We start from the raw sequence: 14,164 nt of genomic DNA, 5'->3' as shown, positions 1-14,164 counted from the left end.
GTCCAGGCTCAGCGTGGGGCCTGGAGCCGCTCTCTCCGGAAGCCTTCCGGGCTCACTCCCCACCAGCGCTTGAAGGCGCGGTGGAAGGCCACCGGGTCCGCGTAGCCGAGGAGGAAGGACACCTCGGAGATGGACATGCGGCGCTGGAGGTAGGACTCGGACAGCTCTCGGCGCAGGGCTTCGACGATGGCCGCATAGCTCTGCCCTTCGCCCGCGAGCCGCCGCTGGAGCGCTGGGTCCCCGGCGCGCTGAGGGACTTGACGACCGACTACCTCCACACCGTCAGCACGCGCCTGGGCATCTTCGACGCGGCGGCGGAAATCCTGGCGCGCGGGCTGAACGCGGCGCAGGGCCCGGACCTGGTGGACCTGGCCTCCGGCGGCCGAGGCCCCCTGCCCCGCCTGCGCCAACTGCTCGCGGAGAAGCACGGCATCGACGCGCGCGTGGTGCTCACCGACAAGTTCCCCAACGCCCAGGCCGCCGAGCGGGCGCGGGCAGAGGGCGTGCAGTACCTGGAACGCTCGGTGGACGCGCTCCAGGTTCCGGCGGACCTGCGGGGCATGCGGACCCTCTTCAACGCCCTGCACCACTTCCGGCCGGACGAGGCCCGCGCGGTGCTCGAGGACGCCCAGGCCCGCGGCGTTCCCATCGCCGCGTTCGAGACGGTGCGCCGCACGCCCCCGGCCATCCTGTCCATGTTGCTGGTGCCCCTGCTGGTGCTGCTCTTCACTCCCTTGGTGAAGCCGCTGACGCCGCTGCGGCTGCTGCTCACCTACGTGGTGCCGGTGGCGCCGCTCATCATCTTCTGGGACGGGCTGGTGTCCGCGCTGAGGACTCATCAGCCCGACGAGCTCCGGCGCATGACGGAGGCCCTGGCGCGCGAGGGCTACGCCTGGGAGGTGGGCGAGGCGAAGGCCCCGGGCAAGGCCGCCATCACGTACGTGCTCGGGCGGCCCACGCGCGGAAGCGTCAAGGTGCGTGCAGCAGCATCAGCAGCACGAAGAGGCCGTTGAGGCCCACGCCCACGGACATGTAGTTGCCGCTCGCCCGGGACATGCCAGCCGCGACGTTGACGTGGCCGAAGTACCCCAGGGCCAGTCGCGTGCCCACCTCCGCGCCGACGTTGAAGCCCGGGTCGCGTGATGCGCGTGTCGCCGTGCCCATCATCAACCGGCCGTAGGGCACCACCCAGGCATTGACGAAGTGCTGGTAGCCGACGAAGCCGTTGAACTCGGAGATGCCCCGGCTCGTGTAGGCCAGGTTCGAGCCGATGTTGAGTCGCCGTTCCAGGAAGGCCATGGGCTGGATGTTGAGGGCGAGGTCCGCCGTCGGCCGCCAGGCCCCCACCCGGTACTGCATGGCGAAGTCGAAGGCCGGTTTGTCCAGCGCCGGTGCCTCCCTCCGGAGCTTGGCCGCTGCCCGAGCGTGGGCCTCGCCACCGCGCGCGTCGTAGAGGTCCGCGAGCGCCAGGGCGCCCTCCTCGCTGTCCGTCTCGTACACCGTGACGAACGGCGCCTCGGCGCCCGCGAGGTTGCCGTCCGCCATGCGCAGGCGCCCCAGGGCCAGGCACCCCTGCGTCGAGCCACCGTCACACGCCTTGGAGAAGGCCGTCTCCGCCTGGCTCCGGTCTCCGTCCTGGAGGAGCTGCTCTCCCCATTCGTTGCACGCCCACAGGCTGCCCTTCTCACAGGAGGTGCTTCGGGGCACCACCTGGCTGGTCGTGGCACACGCCACCAGGAGAGGAGCCATCACCGCCAGGAACGCCAATCGCCGCATGTCCGGTATTCAACCACAAGCGCGCCCGCGCTTCCTCGGTATCCAAGCCCGGGACGGCGCGCCCGGAGGCCTGGCCGCCCTCCATCCGAACGGAGCAGCCTGGCCAGCCCTCCATTCCCTGGGAGCCCCCTGGTCATGGGGAGGGCGAGCACAGACCTTGAGGGCATCGAGGAGGACCTGTGGCGCCAGTTGCCTTTCACGAAGACACCTTCCGCCCTCAACCCGCGCAGCCGCTCCCGCGGAAGGAGCCCCGATGAAGGTTCCGGAGATGCTGGAGCACCTGCCGGGGGTCGGCCCCCTGATTGGCCGGATGGCGCACGGGCACGAGGGCGCCCTTCCGCGCCGGGAGACCACCGTGACGCTTCCGGACTTCACCGCGGTGTCCCTGCCCAATACGGAGCGAGCGCTGGGCGACGGCCGCACGCTGGTGGTCCGCAACCCCGCGGTGCGCTCGCCGCGCGGGCCAGGGCTCACGGTGATGACGTACAACATCCTGCTCGGTGGGAAGCGCCGCCAGGCGCTGCTGGACTACTTCGACAACCTGGAGGCCCGCGGACGGCTGCCGGACGTGCTGGGCCTGCAGGAGGCCAACGTCCCCATCGCCGTGCTCCTCGCGGAGCGCTACGGCTTCCACCTGGCGTACCAGGGGCATGACGGCGGCCCCGGCGCGCGGCTGGTGAACGGAAAGGCCTTCCTCACCCGGCACCCGCTGGTGGACGCGGCGCACTTCACGTACGCCACGCCCGACGCGGAGCGGGACGCGGCCATCATGCGGCGTGGCGGAGACCCCTGCGAGATTCCCGAGGACCGGGGCGCGCTGTACGTGCGCCTGGAGGTGGAGGGTCACCCGGTGGTGCTCTACAACGTGCACCACACCCTGGGCGACTCCGGCATCAACGCCCGCAACCTCCGCCAGCTCAACGCGTTGCTGCAGCACCGGGAGGTCATGCACGCGGTGGTGCTGGGGGACTTCAACGCCAACACCGCCATCAAGACAGGCGGCTCCTGGCTGATGGCCCACCTCAGGACGTACGACGACACCGACACGGTGGAGGAATACGAGGTGCGCTACGGCGAGCCCCACGCCAGCGTGGGGGACGAAGGGGTGGGCAACATCGCCGACCCGCGGTTGCGACACGAGCTCCACGTGATGGAGCAGAGCCTGCCGGAGACCATCGCCCATGCCACCACCGCACAGGTGCGCCTGCCGGATGGCTCGCTCATGACGCCGAAGCAGGCGTGCGCCGAGCTGCGCTCCGGCCAGGTGCAACGCGGCAGCGAGCAATGGCTGCGGCTCCAGGACATCGCGGACAGCGCCACCCTCACCTCGCTGCCGGATGAGAATGGCGTGGTGCCCGCGACGGGCAAGCGCTTCGACAACCTCTACGCCAGCCCTGGACTGGTCCCCCGCCTCTTCGAGGTGGACCGCAGCACCGAGTCCTCCGACCACCAACCCGTGGTGGCGCACTACGACGTGCGGACGCCAGGGTTGAAGGACGGCAAACCCGCTTCCGGCACCGTCCAGCGGCCCACCTGAGGCGCCAGCCTCACAGATGCTGGCGCCCCCGTCCCGCGAGGCCTCAGGGCCCCGCGGGACACGCAGGCAGGGACGTAATCCACGCGTCCACGAGCCCCGTGCCCTCTTTGTCCTTCACCGCGCTGGCTAGCGGCGGCATGCGTGGCGTCGACAGCGAGTGCATGCGCCGCGACAGGACCGACTTCAACGGGTCTCCCGGCGCGACCAGCATCGCTCCGGCCACGCCCAGCTCACCGTGCTCTGGCGCCACACCACAAATCTTCGTTGCGGCGAGCGACGTGGAGAAGCGCAGGTCCAACTCACCGCGGCCCAGGCCATTGGGCCGGTGACAGACGGCGCAGTTGGCGTGCAGGTAGGCCCGCGCGCGCGTCTCCACGGGCTCCGGTCCGGCGTAGGCAGGCATCCGGGGCAACTGCTCCACCGGGGCCGACAATTTCAGCACGCCAATATGCTCCAGGGTCCGGAGCTGCGACGCGATGCGCCCGCCCGGGTATGTGTAATCCCCGTTGAGCTGCGCGACCTCCAGGCCCAGCACGAAGCCCGCGGCGGCGGTATGACACTGCATGCATTCACCCCGGCTGGGGTACGTCCACGTCTGCGTCCCCACCGGCTTCACCTTGCCCGTCTCCAGCAACGTCGCGTCGGTACCCGCCTCATTCCACTCGTACGTGTAGCCCGCCCAGATGCCGTCCGGATGGCGCATGAAGAGGCGTGTCTCCACGCGCTTCCCGCCCAGGAGGAACGTCTTCACCGTCACGGTGCCGGGGGGCGCGTCCAGCACGCCCTCCGGCCCCACCGTCATCACCGCCCCGTCTGGCACGCCCAGGAACCGCTCCTTCTGCGCGCCGTCCGACCACAGCGGGGCATTCACGCCATACGGGATGAGGCCCGCCGAGGGGAGGTTCGGGTTCGTCGGGTCCGCGCAGCCCGTGGCGGACAGCAGTGTGGGGAACGCCTCGCCACCCGGCGCGGCGGGCAGAGACGCGTGGATGCGGTGCAGTCCTCCCCCCGCGAAGTCCAACACCAGCAGTTCGCCGTCGTTGAGCTCGGCGAACGAGGAGATGCTGAGCGCCGTGGTGGCGAGCAATTGGGGCGCCGCGGCTGCACCAGGAAGGGCGTCACCCGGCAGCGTCCAGATGCGGCCCGAGCCGAAGTCGCCAAAGACGTACTTGCCCGCGAGCGCCGGTACGGCGGTGCCGCGGTACACGTAGCCTCCGGTGACGGAGACGCCTTCTGCGCGGCCATAGACAGCCACGGGCGGCGTCAACCCGGTGGGTTTGCAGCCGCTACCGCGCGCGCACTCGGTTCCCTCCAGGATGCTCCAGCCGAAATTGCCTCCCAGCTCGACGCGGTTGATTTCCTCGAGGAGCTTTTCGCCCACGTCGCCCAGCCAGAGCGCGCCGGTGCTCCGGTCGAAGCTCCAGCGCCACGGGTTGCGGAAGCCGGTGGCGTAGATTTCCTTCCGCCCGCCGACAGTGGCGTAGGGGTTGGTGGGCGGAATGGCATAGGGCCGCGCGCTGTCCACGTCGAGCCGCAGCATCTTCCCCAGCAGGAGCTCCGGATTCTGGGCCGTCCGGTTCGGGTCCATGCGTCCGCCACCGTCACCGAAGGCGAAGTAGAGGAAGCCATCCGGTCCGAACGCGAGGTGGCCGCCGTTGTGGGTGGAGAAGGGCTGGTCCTGTTCGAGCACGACCTCCGCGCTCGCCGGGTCCAGGGTGGCCCCGCCATCCGGGCTGCGGTAGCGGACGATGAACGTGCGTAGACCGCCCATGGCGTTGTTTCCGACATAGGAGAGGAACACCTGGCCATTGGTGGCGAACGCCGGGTGGAAGGCCATCCCGAGCAAGCCCGTCTCGTCATGCTCCACGTTCACCCGCCCGGAGATGTCGACGAACACGGAGCTGACGGGCGGCGTGGCGTCCTTGTCGAACACGCGAACCCGTCCCACTCGCTCCACCACGTAGATGCGACGGCTGTCCCCCGGCGCCTGGAGAGCGAACAAGGGCTGGGTGAAGCTCAGCTCCGGGAACGCGCGGGTGACGGTGGCCCCCGCGGGGTCCGGGGGCCGGGGAGGTGCTACGCACGTAGGGTTCGCGGGACGCACGTCCAACCCGAAGGGCACCTGGGCATCCGGGCCCCCACCATCTGGCGCCATCGGAGCGCTCCCGTCTCCGTCCGTGCCCGGCCCCCCGTCGGATGGGAGGTCGATGATTTCACCGTCGTCCCCAGGGCGACCGGAACGGTCACCCGAGGAGCCAGGACATGCGAGCGAAATGCCGAGCAGGCCCATCGCGAGCGCCACAACGCCCAGCAGCATCAGGAGAGACGGTCGTCGTTGTTTCATGGCGCTGCTGTGGTGGTTCGGGAAGGCGCGGAACGCCAGGGGTCGGACCGCACATCCAAGGCGTCCTCTGCTGGATGCCGGACCGCGTGGGTGGCAGTCGTCGTGAAGTAGGCCCGCGCATCGTTCCCGCGACGTCTCCCCCCGGACGCGGCGCGCCATCCGACAATCTTCCCGAATGAGGCAGGCGGCGGAACGACCCCTTCCCTTGCCGCATTGCCACGGGGCGGACGGCCGTGCGGGAGCCGGCCTCACCGCGCGGAAGCCCCTAGATTGCTCGGGAAGGAGGCCTCATGAAGACAGGCAGTGGGACATCCCGATTCTTTCGTCCGTTCGCGGGCGCGGCGCTCACCGCCGTGCTCGGCCTCTTGGGAGTGCCCGCGGCCGCGGCCGCCCAGGGCGTCGTGCCGCAACTGTCCTGCTACCAGCGCGCGACCGACGGCGGACTCGACGATTCCCTGGCCGCGCAGCTCTGCCGCGGCGCTCGTTCATCCACGCCCGCCGACTGCTTCGTGCGCGCCCAGGATGAAGCCTCCCTCACGCAAAGCCAGGCCGTCCAGCTGTGTCAGTTCGCCGCACCCGACGAAGACCCCGCGAGTTGCTATCTCCAGGCCCGGGAGCAGACCTTCACGGCCCCAGCGCGCGTGTTGCAGCTGTGCCAGCCCGCGGTCCAGAACTGTCCCGGCTACGTGGAGTGAGCCGGCACGGCTCGTTTCCTCGGCAGCAGCAACTCACGCAGACGCGTGAGGTCCACCGGCTTCACCAGGTGCTCGTCGAAGCCCGCATCCAGCACGCGGGCCGTCTCGCGCATGCCCTGGGCCCGGGCTTCGCGCTGTGACGCCGCGAAGCGGTTCACCGCCCCCGCAGCGAAGTGCACGAGCGGCACCAGCAGGCCGAGCGCGAGCAACCCGAGATAGAAGCGGAGCGAGCGCGGCTTCATCGACCTGCGACCTTCCAGCGGAGCATCGCGCCTCATCCTGCACGGGCGGGAGGACGAGTTGCCCTCCAGTACACAGGAGTGACGTGGGCTGAACAGTCTCGCGGAGGATGGGTTCGAACGTCGACTCGAGGCCCGGGCGCGTTGACTGCGGGCGAAGCCCGGGCGCACAGTTTTCCGCGCCATGAACGAAAAGAGCGCGTCCTACCAGTCGTGGCTGGAGTCGTTCGCCAGCGAGCACGGAGCCACCGCGGGCACCGTCCACCTTCAGCGGGGAGACGACCTCTTCCTCGTGGCTGCCCTCAACATCCCGCCGCCGTTGATGGCGGCCGTCCAGCACGTGCCACACGGCAAGGGGATGGCGGGGCTCGCCCAGGTGCGCAAGCAACCCGTGCAGACGTGCAACCTGAAGGAGGACACGTCCAGCGACATCAAGCCGGGCGCGAAGGCGGTGGACGCGCGCGCGGCGGTGGCGATTCCAGTGCTCGATGCGACAGGCCGTGTGCGCGCGGTGGTGGGCATCGCCTTCACCGAGGAAGGCTCGCTGGCCGCTGAGCGCGAGACGTCCCTGATGGCCGCCGCGTCCCGGCTCCCCATCGCGGATGGCTGAGCCCACGCCGGGCCTGACGGCGGCGAGCGAAGGCCGGCTGTCCGGTCGCGCCGTCATGGGCTGGGCGGCCTTCAGCGGGCTGCTGCTGGCCTCCATCCTGGTGCCCTTCGCCTGGTTCGGTGACAGCCTGGAGGCGGCGTCCGCACACTTCCTGGCCACGCGGCCACCATCCTGGCAGGTGGCGCTGATGCTCGGGGGACTGCTGGCCGGTGATGCCGTGCTGCCGGTGCCCTCCAGCCTGGTGGGCACCGCCGCAGGGGGACTGCTGGGCTTCTGGGCCGGCGCAGCCACCTCCTGGCTGGGGATGATGGCGGGCTGTGCGGTGGGCTATGGCCTGGGCGCGCGGGCCGGAACGGCGGCGCTGCGGCGCATGGCGGGGGACGCCGAGCTGGACCGGCTGACCCGCGCCGCCGAACGGATGGGGCCCTGGTTCCTGCTCGCCTTCCGCGCGGTGCCGGTGCTGGCGGAGACGTCCGTGCTCTTCGCGGGCACCAGCCGCATGCGCCCCCGGACGTTCCTCACCGTGAGCGCCCTGGCCAACCTGGGCGTGTCGGTGACCTATGCCGCGCTGGGCGCCAGCGCCGCGCGGCTGGAGTCGTTCCTGCTGCTCTTCGCGGGCATGGTGCTGCTGCCCGGCCTGGCGCTGGCCTGGATGCGGCGAAGGACACCACCGCATCCTGACCCGGCGACACGCTAGACGGCCTGCTCAGCTCCGCGCCGTGCGAGCGTCGCGGCCCCGGGCGCGGGCGGCCTTGGCGAGCGCGTCCGCCCCCTGCTCGTCGCCGCGCATCCACTCCTTCATCGCGGGGACGACCGTCTTGCTCCAACCCTTGCTGGCGCGCACCGACAGGTAGTCCTGCACCAGCGCGTCCACCATAGCGGCCAGCTGCTCCATCAGGAGGAGCCGCTCGGAGAGCTGGTCATCCTCCTCCTCGCTCATCAGCGCCGGCAGCTTGCCCGCGCGGATGTCGAGGAACTCGGAGTCCACCGTGGCCTCGAACTCCCTCTCGCCCTGGGTGAAGCGCAGGCGGGCCTGGGCCACCAGCAGCCCGCGGTCCAGCGAGTGCTTCACCTGCTCGGAGTACGGCGCCAGGGTGCCCTTGGCGCTCATCTCCGTCACCTCACCGGACACGCCACGCAGCACCACGCGGCCCATGAAGAGGACGCTGACGCCTTCACCCTCCACCTCGACGAGCGGCCCGCCGGCCTCGGTGCGCCACAAGAGCCACGTGAGGAACTCGCGGCCCAGATAGGCGCGGCCACGCAGCAGCTGATCTTGCGCTTTGCCCTTTTCGACTTCGGCCTCGTCCTTCGTCTCCTCGGTGGCGCCGCCGTCCACGCCGACATCACCGCGCATGAAGGCCGCTTCGGCCCGCGCCTCGTCACGCCTCGCCATGTGCCACCTCCGCCGTCACCGGCAGGTCCATGCCAATCAGCTCCGTGGTGGGCCCCAGCAGGGACTCGTCGATGCCCGCCGTCTGCGCCATGGCCGACGGCGTCATGCCGAAGAACTTCACGTTCAGCCCGCCCTCCAGCGCGACGGTGATTTCGTCCACCACCTTGCGCGACGCGGACCAGATCTGCACCTGCTGCGTCTTCAGGTTCCAGCTCACGTCCACCGTCGACGTGCGGGGCGTGGCGCGGGTGCGGAGCATCTGGCGGATTTCACCGCGGCTCTGCGTCTTCTCGCCCCGGCTGGGCGGGCGGCCATTCTCCTTCTCGAAGGCGGCGGCCCACTTCGCCAGCTCCGCCTTGAGCGCCGCGGCCGGCACCTTGATGGTGTCGATGCGGAAGGCGAACAGGGCGTACTCGCCATAGTAGAGACGGCCGGCGGAGAACTCGCTGGACTCCTCGTTCTCCAGCTCCACGAAGCCGACGGCGCGCTCTTCTTCGGAGCGGCGGTCGATGGGCTCGAACGCGTGCGCCTTGAGGCCGCGCGTCAGCCAGCGTTTGACATCCGAAGGCGCTTCCTTCGCCGGTTCGACCCGGAAGCGCGACAGCGTGACAGCACCACGAAGGACAGGCATGGGGCGCGGCAGGATGGGGTGCGAGCGCCGTGCCGTCAAGGCACTCGGTGTGGCTGACGGCGCCTTCCTCGTGGCCGCGCTCCCTTTCCAGGCGGCCTGTCCCCGGCCGAATGACAGGTCCGCCCCTCGGCGGTAGCGTGCCGGGCGACATGCGCTGCGTCCTGTCCGCCTTGCTGCTGCTTGTGGCCCCCCTGGTACTCTCCGGCTGCTTCCGCGAGACGCGGCCCGAGGGCGACACCCTTCCCTCCCTGGCCCGCGCGCTCTTCGACACCTTGGAGGCCGAAGGCGCCCTGGCCAGCGCCTACGTGGTGGACGCACAGACGGGCGAGCCACTCTTCACCCACCGCGAGCACGTCCGGCTCCTACCCGCCTCCACGCTCAAGGTCGTCTCCACCGCGTCGGTCCTCTCCGCGCTGGGCGCGGACTTCCGCTTCCAGACGCCGGTGGCCCTGGAGGGCACGCTGGATGGCGGGCTCTTCCTGGGCGACATCGTGGTGGACCCGACGGGGGACCCGTCCCTGGGCTCGTGGCGCTTCCCCGAGACGGCGCTGGCGTGTGAGCAGGTGGCGGACGCCCTCCAGGCGCGCGGCATCCGCCAGTGGCGCGGGCAGGTGCGCGTGCGCGGCGCGCAGGAGGCGGAGTTCCCCTTCGGCCCCGGCTGGGCCTGGGATGACGCCGCCTATGCCTACAGCGCGGCGCCAACGGCCTTCGTCTTCCGGGAGAACGTGGTGGACGTGGCGCTGTCCCGGGCGGCGGGCGCGGACTGCGCGCAGCCCGCCACCATCCAGGTGACCCCCGCCTTCGCGACGCTGACGGCCGTGGTGGGCGTGGACACGAACGCGGAGCGCCCCTCCCTGGCCTGCGTGCGCCAGCGTGGCGGGCCCGGCGTGCGCTGCCTGTGGCGCTCCACCGCGGACACCTGCCCCCGCTCCGCCGCGGTGAGGCTGTCGGTGGACGAACCCGAGCAGCTCTTCTCCGCCTGCGTGGAGGCGGCCCTGCTCGCGCGCGGCATCCCCCGACTGCCCATGACGCTGGAGGCGCCCACGCCGCGGCAACCGTCCGTGCCCGCGCCCCTGGTCACCCTGGTCAGCCCGCCGCTGTCCGAGCTGGTGAAGGTGACGAACAAGGAATCCCTCAACCTGTACGCGGAGCGCCTGGGCCTGCGCTTCGCGCGCGAACTCACGGGCACGGAGAGCTATGGCGCCCTGCGCACCGCGCTGACGGAGGAACTGACCCGCCGAGGCATCCCCTCGCGTGACTTGCGCCCGGTGGATGGCAGTGGCCTGTCCCGGTACAACCTGGCCACCGCGCGGGGGCTGGTGCGCGTCATCTTCACCAGCCTGCGTGAAGCCTACGGCACCGCGCTGCTGGACAGCCTTCCCGTGGCCGGCCAGGACGGCACGCTCGCGGCCCGCCCCGTCACCGCCGACACCGCGGGCCACATCCGCGCGAAGACGGGCACGCTGTCCGGTCAGCGGAGCTTCGTGGGGGTGGTGGACCGGCCAGGAGACGCGCGGCACCCACGCGTCGTCTTCGCGCTGATGCTGGGAAACATGGACGACGGCACCGCACTGCCCGCCAATGAGGCGTTCGACCGGTTCGCCGCGGGGCTGGTCACACTGCCGCTGCGCTGACCGCCAGGACGCACCGTCTCATTCCCAACGGTTGCACGGCGGAGGCGCGTGCGAACACCCAGCGCACGGCGGCATTCCCAACGCAACGAAGCCGTTTCCCCTCCCAAGGGACGTGGCAGGCTTCGTGCGCGTCTCCCAACCCCGAGGTGAACCGTGAAGCTGAAGACCGCATTGACGGCGGCGGTGCTGACCCTGCCGCTGGCTGCGCCAGCCGCCCCCGCCCCCGCGCCGGCCGCGACGGCGCCCCGCAAGGCCGCCGCCAAGGCGCCCGCGTCGCCGAAGAAGGAGACGGTGGACACCTACCACGGCACGGCGGTGAAGGACCCGTACCAGTGGCTGGAGGACTCGTCCGACGCGCAGGTCAAGCAGTGGAACGACGCGCAGAACGCGTACACCCGCGCCCTCCTGGACAAGCTGTCCGGACGCGAGGCCATCCGCCAGCGCGTCTCCGAGCTGCTGAGCTGGAAGTCCCCTGGCTACGGCGGGCTGCACGAGGCCGGGGGCACGATGTTCGCCATGAAGGCCCAGCCGCCCAAGCAGCAGTCCTTCCTGGTCGTGCTCGGCTCGGTGGATGACACGTCCAAGGAGCGCGTGCTGGTGGACCCCATGGTGGTGGACCCCTCGGGCCACACCACCATCGACTGGTACGTCCCCACGCTGGACGGCAAGAAGATCGCCGTGTCGATGTCGAAGAACGGCACCGAGAGCGGCGACGTCACCGTCTATGACGTGGCCACCGGCAAGCCGCTGCCGAATGAGACCGTGCCCCGCGTGAATGGCGGCACCGCGGGTGGCAGCCTGACGTGGACGGCGGACGGCAAGGGCTACTTCTACACGCGCTACCCGCGCGGCGAGGAGCGTCCCGAGGCGGACCGTGACTTCTTCCAGCAGGTCTACTTCCACCAGCTCGGTATGCCCACGGAGAAGGACACGTATGTGCTGGGCAAGGACTTCCCGCGCATCGCGATGACGGAGCTGGACACGTCTCACGACGGCCAGCACATCTCCGCCGTCGTGGCCAACGGCGACGGCGGCGAGTACATGCTGTACCTGCGCGACCCCGCCGGGAAGTGGTCGCAGGTGTCGAAGTTCGAGGACAAGGTCATCCGCGCGCGCTTCGGCCACGACGGCGCCATGTACCTGCTCAGCCGCAAGGACGCGCCGCGCGGCAAGGTGCTGCGGCTGCCGCTGGCCACGCCCACGCTGGACAAGGCCACGGTGGTGGTGCCGGAGGGTGAGGCCAGCATCCAGGGCTTCTTCCCCACGAAGTCGCGGCTCTACGTGAGCGAGCAACTCGGCGGGCCTTCGCAGCTGCGCATGGTGGACCTGAAGGGTAAGGCGCTGGGGATGGTGCCCACCCTGCCCGTGTCCTCCGTGGGCGGGCTCGTGAGCCAGGGCGATGACGACGTGCTCTTCATCAACACCAGCTTCACCCAGCCGATGGCCTGGTACCGGTACTCGGCGAAGGACAACACGGTGAAGAAGACGGCGCTGGCCCGCACGTCGCCGCTGGACTTGAGCGACGTGGAGGTGGTGCGCGCGTTCGCCACGTCCAAGGACGGCACCAAGGTTCCCGTCAGCATCCTCAAGAAGAAGGGCACCAAGCTCAATGGCAACAACCCGGCGCTGCTGACGGGCTACGGCGGCTTCAACATCTCCATCAGCCCGAGCTACAACTCGCTGGCGGGCTTCTGGCTGGAACAGGGCGGCGTGTTCGCGGTGGCCAACCTGCGCGGCGGCTCGGAGTTCGGCGAGAAGTGGCACGCCGAGGGCTCGCTCACGAACAAGCAGAACGTCTTCGACGACTTCCACGCCGCCGCGAAGCTGCTGGTGGACCAGAAGTACACGCAGCCGAAGAAGCTGGCCATCCAGGGTGGCAGCAACGGCGGCCTCCTGATGGGCGCGGCCGTCACCCAGCACCCGGAGATGTACGGCGCCGTCGTGGCGCGCGTGGGCATCTACGACATGCTCCGGGTGGAGCTGACGCCCAACGGCCAGTTCAACATCACCGAGTACGGCACCGTGAAGAACCCGGAGCAGTTCAAGGCGCTGCACGCGTACTCGCCGCTCCACAACGTGAAGGACGGCACGGCCTACCCCTCCGTGCTCTTCACGTCCGGCGCGAACGACCCGCGCGTGGACCCGTTCCACTCGCGGAAGATGGTGGCCCGGATGCAGGAGGCCACCAAGGCGCAGAACCCCATCCTGCTGCGTGCCAACGCGGAGACGGGCCACGGCGCCGGCACGCCGCTGAACGCGCGCATCGAGGAGGAAGTCGACGTGTACTCGTTCGTGTTCAACGCCCTGGGCATGAAGTACCAGCCCCCGGCGAAGAAGGTCGCGGCGCCCAAGCCGCAGTAGCCGCGTGAGGCCTGCATCCACCGCCGCCCGGACGCTGGCGCGGCGGTGGATGCGGTGCTGCACGGCGAATCAGCAGGTCCAGGTACAGGCCGTGCCGCCCCACACCTGATTGCAGCGCCCTTCCGTCTGGGGAAGCGAGTCGCAGAAGCTCTGCGCCGTCCCCGGAAGCGCCTGGCAGCAGCCCGTGCACGTCCAGATGCAGGAGTTGCCCTGGTTGACTTCATTACAGCGCCCCGGCGTCTGGGGAATCGAGTCACAGAAAGCCTGGGTCGTCCCCGTCAGCGCCGTGCAGCACCCCGTATTGAGCGCCGCCTCTTCGCTCACCCCGTCGGACGCCGCGCCTTCTTCGTCCACCACACCACAGCCCGTGAGCCCTGCGACGGCCAGCAACACGGCACCGTGAAGCGCGAACCGCTTCAGTGAACCCCGCATGCGAAACCACCTTTCCTGAGCAAGCTGCATGGGCAGCCTAGCCCGAGAAAAAGCTGGAAAGCACGACTCACTGGCGAGTCGTGCAGAGCCTGCTGGACCGACTCCTCGGCATCGGCAGCGTCGCCCTCATCTCGACGGACAAGACGTCTCCGGTCTCGGTCCTTCGCTGGATGGCCGCGCCGCGCTCCCTCCGCGAGCTCATCCGCACGCGGGCCTATCAGGTGAGCCACAGGCATGTGTTCACGCGAGCCACGTGAAGCCTGCGTGCCAGGCGAGCGCTTCCTCAAGGCCTCAACGCAGAACGCCACTGCGTGTGCGGCCGCGTGTCAGCAGGACGCGCGCTGCCATGCCTGGCCCCACCAGCGGTCTGGAGTACAGGGCCCGGCGTCCCGCTGCTAGCTCAAGAGCGCCGTGCCTCCCGTCGCAGGCGCGACGTACACAAACTCCGGCGGCGTGCGGCCAATCGACACCGCACCACCACTGGAGAGCCGAGAATGAATTCGAATCAG

The 14,164-nt window shown here is 70.1% G+C and carries 15 protein-coding genes; 8 read left to right on the top strand and 7 right to left on the bottom strand.

Features of this window, described 5'->3' with window-relative positions; all coding sequences use genetic code 11:
* Positions 1 to 8 precede the first annotated feature (8 nt).
* A complete protein-coding gene (locus F8M74_RS20120) occupies positions 9 to 278 on the bottom strand; it encodes a helix-turn-helix domain-containing protein (protein ID WP_228559925.1) in 270 nt (89 codons plus the stop codon).
* Between F8M74_RS20120 and F8M74_RS20115 the strand changes: the two genes are divergently transcribed.
* Entirely contained in the window at positions 258 to 1,013 is a 756-nt protein-coding gene (locus tag F8M74_RS20115) for a hypothetical protein (RefSeq protein WP_228559927.1), read from the top strand. The two genes, F8M74_RS20120 and F8M74_RS20115, sit on opposite strands and share 21 nt — an antisense overlap.
* On the opposite strand, the gene F8M74_RS20110 is transcribed toward F8M74_RS20115, so the two are convergent.
* Positions 970 to 1,776: a hypothetical protein gene (locus F8M74_RS20110; RefSeq protein ID WP_141254487.1), complete on the bottom strand. Its 807-nt coding sequence runs from the start codon at positions 1,774 to 1,776 to the stop codon at positions 970 to 972. The genes F8M74_RS20115 and F8M74_RS20110 overlap by 44 nt on opposite strands.
* A 253-nt stretch (positions 1,777 to 2,029) precedes the next feature.
* Here F8M74_RS20110 and F8M74_RS20105 point away from each other — a divergent pair, with 253 nt between their 5' ends.
* Complete coding sequence (locus tag F8M74_RS20105) at positions 2,030 to 3,313, top strand: endonuclease/exonuclease/phosphatase family protein (RefSeq protein ID WP_141254486.1); 1,284 nt, start codon at positions 2,030 to 2,032, stop codon at positions 3,311 to 3,313.
* 43 nt (positions 3,314 to 3,356) lie between these two features.
* Here F8M74_RS20105 and F8M74_RS20100 read toward each other — a convergent pair whose 3' ends face one another.
* Positions 3,357 to 5,657 carry an SO2930 family diheme c-type cytochrome gene (locus F8M74_RS20100; RefSeq protein ID WP_216619944.1) on the bottom strand — a complete coding sequence of 767 codons (2,301 nt, stop codon included), beginning with the start codon at positions 5,655 to 5,657 and terminating at the stop codon, positions 3,357 to 3,359.
* Between the two features lie 290 nt (positions 5,658 to 5,947).
* On the opposite strand from F8M74_RS20100, the gene F8M74_RS20095 reads away from it, so the two are divergent.
* On the top strand, positions 5,948 to 6,352 hold the full coding sequence (locus tag F8M74_RS20095) for a hypothetical protein (RefSeq protein ID WP_141254484.1): 405 nt from the start codon (positions 5,948 to 5,950) through the stop codon (positions 6,350 to 6,352).
* Here the strand turns inward: F8M74_RS20095 and F8M74_RS20090 are convergent.
* Entirely contained in the window at positions 6,340 to 6,594 is a 255-nt protein-coding gene (locus tag F8M74_RS20090; protein ID WP_228559929.1) for a hypothetical protein, read from the bottom strand. The two genes, F8M74_RS20095 and F8M74_RS20090, sit on opposite strands and share 13 nt — an antisense overlap.
* 181 nt (positions 6,595 to 6,775) lie before the next feature.
* On the opposite strand from F8M74_RS20090, the gene F8M74_RS20085 reads away from it, so the two are divergent.
* Positions 6,776 to 7,201, top strand: a complete 426-nt coding sequence (locus F8M74_RS20085) for a GAF domain-containing protein (protein WP_043612819.1) — start codon at positions 6,776 to 6,778, stop codon at positions 7,199 to 7,201.
* Complete coding sequence (locus F8M74_RS20080) at positions 7,194 to 7,898, top strand: TVP38/TMEM64 family protein (protein WP_141254483.1); 705 nt, start codon at positions 7,194 to 7,196, stop codon at positions 7,896 to 7,898. Before F8M74_RS20085 ends, F8M74_RS20080 begins: the two co-directional genes overlap by 8 nt.
* A gap of 9 nt (positions 7,899 to 7,907) precedes the next feature.
* Here the strand turns inward: F8M74_RS20080 and F8M74_RS20075 are convergent, their stop codons facing one another.
* Positions 7,908 to 8,597 (bottom strand): hypothetical protein, encoded by a 690-nt coding sequence (locus F8M74_RS20075; protein ID WP_011553182.1) that lies wholly within the window; start codon positions 8,595 to 8,597, stop codon positions 7,908 to 7,910.
* Positions 8,584 to 9,228, bottom strand: coding sequence for a recombination-associated protein RdgC (gene rdgC / locus F8M74_RS20070; protein ID WP_141254482.1), 645 nt, complete (start codon positions 9,226 to 9,228; stop codon positions 8,584 to 8,586). The genes F8M74_RS20075 and rdgC overlap by 14 nt, the downstream gene beginning before the upstream one ends.
* Before the next feature lie 149 nt (positions 9,229 to 9,377).
* Between rdgC and dacB the strand changes: the two genes are divergently transcribed.
* Positions 9,378 to 10,862 carry a D-alanyl-D-alanine carboxypeptidase/D-alanyl-D-alanine-endopeptidase gene (gene dacB / locus F8M74_RS20065; RefSeq protein ID WP_141254481.1) on the top strand — a complete coding sequence of 495 codons (1,485 nt, stop codon included), beginning with the start codon at positions 9,378 to 9,380 and terminating at the stop codon, positions 10,860 to 10,862.
* A gap of 153 nt (positions 10,863 to 11,015) precedes the next feature.
* The gene (locus tag F8M74_RS20060; RefSeq protein ID WP_141254480.1) at positions 11,016 to 13,223 is read left to right on the top strand and encodes a prolyl oligopeptidase family protein; all 2,208 of its coding nucleotides are present in this window, start codon (positions 11,016 to 11,018) and stop codon (positions 13,221 to 13,223) included.
* A gap of 69 nt (positions 13,224 to 13,292) precedes the next feature.
* Here the strand turns inward: F8M74_RS20060 and F8M74_RS20055 are convergent, their stop codons facing one another.
* Positions 13,293 to 13,655, bottom strand: coding sequence for a hypothetical protein (locus F8M74_RS20055; RefSeq protein WP_228559931.1), 363 nt, complete (start codon positions 13,653 to 13,655; stop codon positions 13,293 to 13,295).
* A gap of 234 nt (positions 13,656 to 13,889) precedes the next feature.
* On the opposite strand from F8M74_RS20055, the gene F8M74_RS38655 reads away from it, so the two are divergent.
* Positions 13,890 to 14,054 (top strand): PAN domain-containing protein, encoded by a 165-nt coding sequence (locus tag F8M74_RS38655; protein WP_140790858.1) that lies wholly within the window; start codon positions 13,890 to 13,892, stop codon positions 14,052 to 14,054.
* The last annotated feature ends 110 nt before the right edge of the window (positions 14,055 to 14,164 follow it).

This window comes from Myxococcus sp. CA023 (assembly GCF_010998615.1).
GTDB lineage: Bacteria > Myxococcota > Myxococcia > Myxococcales > Myxococcaceae > Myxococcus.
This window is presented reverse-complemented; position numbering and strand designations above follow the sequence as displayed.

Bases quoted from the DNA above. Each gene is read 5' to 3' on its own strand.
- F8M74_RS20090 (WP_228559929.1), bottom strand. From the start codon at position 6,594: ATGAAGCCGCGCTCGCTCCGCTTCTATCTCGGGTTGCTCGCGCTCGGC.
- F8M74_RS20055 (WP_228559931.1), bottom strand. From the start codon at position 13,655: ATGCGGGGTTCACTGAAGCGGTTCGCGCTTCACGGTGCCGTGTTGCTG.
- F8M74_RS38655 (WP_140790858.1), top strand. From the start codon at position 13,890: ATGTGTTCACGCGAGCCACGTGAAGCCTGCGTGCCAGGCGAGCGCTTC.
- F8M74_RS20085 (WP_043612819.1), top strand. From the start codon at position 6,776: ATGAACGAAAAGAGCGCGTCCTACCAGTCGTGGCTGGAGTCGTTCGCC.
- F8M74_RS20080 (WP_141254483.1), top strand. From the start codon at position 7,194: ATGGCTGAGCCCACGCCGGGCCTGACGGCGGCGAGCGAAGGCCGGCTG.
- F8M74_RS20100 (WP_216619944.1), bottom strand. From the start codon at position 5,657: ATGAAACAACGACGACCGTCTCTCCTGATGCTGCTGGGCGTTGTGGCG.
- rdgC (WP_141254482.1), bottom strand. From the start codon at position 9,228: ATGCCTGTCCTTCGTGGTGCTGTCACGCTGTCGCGCTTCCGGGTCGAA.
- dacB (WP_141254481.1), top strand. From the start codon at position 9,378: ATGCGCTGCGTCCTGTCCGCCTTGCTGCTGCTTGTGGCCCCCCTGGTA.
- F8M74_RS20105 (WP_141254486.1), top strand. From the start codon at position 2,030: ATGAAGGTTCCGGAGATGCTGGAGCACCTGCCGGGGGTCGGCCCCCTG.
- F8M74_RS20075 (WP_011553182.1), bottom strand. From the start codon at position 8,597: ATGGCGAGGCGTGACGAGGCGCGGGCCGAAGCGGCCTTCATGCGCGGT.
- F8M74_RS20110 (WP_141254487.1), bottom strand. From the start codon at position 1,776: ATGCGGCGATTGGCGTTCCTGGCGGTGATGGCTCCTCTCCTGGTGGCG.
- F8M74_RS20095 (WP_141254484.1), top strand. From the start codon at position 5,948: ATGAAGACAGGCAGTGGGACATCCCGATTCTTTCGTCCGTTCGCGGGC.